Annotated in this window: 1 rRNA gene; it reads right to left on the reverse strand. The window is 42.2% G+C overall.

What is annotated here, in order from left to right:
• A 23S ribosomal RNA gene (locus AB3I72_RS13820) occupies positions 1 to 308 on the reverse strand; the annotation flags it as partial.
• Positions 309 to 464 lie beyond the last annotated feature (156 nt).

The raw sequence follows: 464 nt of genomic DNA on the forward strand, positions 1-464 counted from the left end.
GGAGTCCTACAACCCCAACAAGCAAGCTTGTTGGTTTGGGCTCTTCCCGTTTCGCTCGCCGCTACTCAGGGAATCGAATTTTCTTTCTCTTCCTGCAGGTACTAAGATGTTTCAGTTCTCTGCGTCTACCTCTAATCAGCTATGTATTCACTGAAAAGTAATATCCTATAAAAGATATTGGGTTCCCCCATTCGGAAATCTCTGGATCATAGCTTACTTACAGCTCCCCAAAGCATATCGGTGTTAGTCCCGTCCTTCATCGGCTCCTAGTGCCAAGGCATCCACCGTGCGCCCTTATTCACTTAACCTTATCAACCTTACGGTTGGGTCTTGATCACTTCTTCTAGCGATAGAAGGTTAATCAATAAATAAGCAATTGAACTTATTAAAAAACTCATTCAACGCGGTGTTCTCGGTTTGTTTTGATTCTTTTTACTTCAATATCCAGTTTTCAATGAACGAAT

The sequence above is a fragment of the Enterococcus sp. GC34 genome, assembly GCF_040886645.1.
Lineage (GTDB): Bacteria > Bacillota > Bacilli > Lactobacillales > Enterococcaceae > Enterococcus > Enterococcus faecalis.